The following is a 2,250-nucleotide window of genomic DNA, read 5'->3' on the forward strand; positions in this document are numbered from 1 at the left end:
CGTGACTTTGCCCGTGTGCATCTCCGAGCTTGAGCCGCCGAAGAATCCGCCCTTGCTTTTCTGTTTGAAGTGATAGTCGTAGCCGTCGGTGGCGGCGGTGATGGAGACGTCGCGGTCCGCTTCGATGTTCACGTCCGCTCCGGCCGATACGCTGCTGCCGTGAACTGCCACATCCTGGCCCGCGCTGATGCTTACCGACCCGCCCGCTTCGACGGTGGCCGCCTTGCTGGACTGCGTATTTAAGCTGCTTTTGGATTTCCCGGTCTTGCCAAAGTTGTGCGACTCCAGTTCCTGGGCCGCGATGATCACGTCGCGACCGGCGGAAAACGTCGCATCACCCCCGGCCTTCACGTCGCTCCCGATGATCCCGATATCCCGCCCGGCCTGCATGGACAGATCGCCCGTGGCCTCGATGGCGCCCCGCTGGCCGACGGTCTCGCTGGTGCTTCGGATGGTTGAGGAAACGCCAAAAACCGGAGCGCCAGCCTGTCCTGCCATGCCCGGACCCATGCGGCCAAACGTCCTGCGGGTCGTCTCTTCGGCCGAAAAGGTGGTTTTGGCCGTGCCGGAAATAATGTCCTGTCCGGCGGCAAGGGATACGTCGCGGCCCTTGATCAGCCCGCTGGTGTTGAAGATCGACTCGCCCGCTTCCAGGGTCACGGTGTCGCCCTGAATGGTGCCGAAGGTGTTGAAGACATTCCTGGCGCTGATGGCCAGATCGCCCAAGGCCTTGATCACGCCCCTGTTGGCCGTGTCGCCCGAGGCATGGATCTCCACGTCGCGGCCAACGATGACGGACCCGCCCCGGGCGATGGTGTCGAGGCTGTTTCGGCAGAGATAGACAACGGGAACCAGCACCTCATGCCCTTCCACCACGCGGGTTTCGAGCCAGACGATGTCCGAGGCCAGGGCCGCGACCTGTTCCGCGCTCAGCGCCACGCCAACGCTCAGATTCAATTCTTCCCGGGCGGCGACGGCGTTGTCCATGAGCGCGAGCATCTGCTCGGCGTCGCCCGACAGGGACTCCGAAAGAAAACGCCGCCCCGTGAGGGCGAAAATCTGCTCACGCACCAGCCGGGTTTCATGGAAGGCGTCGCCTAAAAGCTGCTGCCGCGTCTTGCTCAGATTGATGCCCGTTCGGCGCAGGAAATAGTCGGACCCATAAAACAGGGCCATGCTGGTCAGGGCCGGATTGGTTTCGATGAGATAGCGGTGCCCGGGAGTCGTGTTGACGATGAACAGGCCGTCCCTGGGCAGAAGGGCGATCAGGTCATCAAGATGGGCCACGCTTTGATCCAGGCTCTCCGGCCTGGGCGGGGCGATGACGCTGCCGCTTGAACCGATGCCGCCGTCATAGGATATGGACCCGATCCCGCCGGGGGCCATCCCCGAATTTTCCGAAATGCCGTTCAAGGCATGGTCCGCGCTGATCGAAACCCTGCCACCCGCGCTTATGGTGCCGTAGGCATGGTCGATCGCAGTCCTGACCACCTCCGTTCCACGCCCCTCCACAGCCAGCCGCGGGCTCTTGTGTTCGTTGGCATGCGCCCGGGCCCATTCAATGGTCCGATGTTCAAAGATATCCTGGCCTGCGTTTTCAAAGGAATCGGCAACGATGGATATATCGCCGGTGGCAGTGGAGATCCGGCTGACATGATTGCTGAAAGAGTCGGCCTCGATATCCACGTTGACGGCGGCCGCGATATTTGCGCCGCTTTCAAGACCCGTGACCTCATCCCGGGTTATGGATTCAAGATAGGCGGCGACCTTGGATCTGTCCTTGTAGTGCTGGACAGCCATGTATATGCCCCGGCCGACCACCCGGCTCTTCAGACTGGAGACGGCCGCAATGTCTCCGGAACTCCCGCCGTAAAGCGCGAAACCCGCCTCGGCGGCGGCAATGGCCGCATCCAGTTCCGAGCGCGGGATCACGTTGCGATCAAGGCCAAATCCGAGAACGCGCAGTTCAGCCGGAGTGATGATCAGAGCGTTGCGATTGCTTGAAACCGCACTGGAACCCGGCAACATCCTGTAGAGATCCTGGGCCTGATCCCAGTTGTCGCCAAAAAAGGAATAAATTCCTCCCTTGCGGCTCAAGACCTGCGTTCCCGGCGTCAGCGCAAAATCCAGATTGGTGTTTTTCACCACCTTGGCCCGGATGGACATGCTGCCTTCCAGGGTCTCGATGGTGCCCGAATCGTTCTTCAATTCGAGCATGCGACTCCCGGCGCTCAAACCTTCCAGCACCAT

1 protein-coding gene is annotated in these 2,250 nt (G+C 61.5%); it reads right to left on the reverse strand.

Features of this window, described 5'->3' with window-relative positions; genetic code table 11:
* Nucleotides 1–2,217 (reverse strand): hemagglutinin repeat-containing protein (locus H4684_RS20385; RefSeq protein WP_192625163.1); only part of this gene is annotated, 2,217 nt, incomplete at its 3' end.
* Nucleotides 2,218–2,250: the final 33 nt, after the last annotated feature.

The organism is Desulfomicrobium macestii (assembly GCF_014873765.1).
Classification (GTDB): Bacteria; Desulfobacterota; Desulfovibrionia; order Desulfovibrionales; family Desulfomicrobiaceae; genus Desulfomicrobium; species Desulfomicrobium macestii.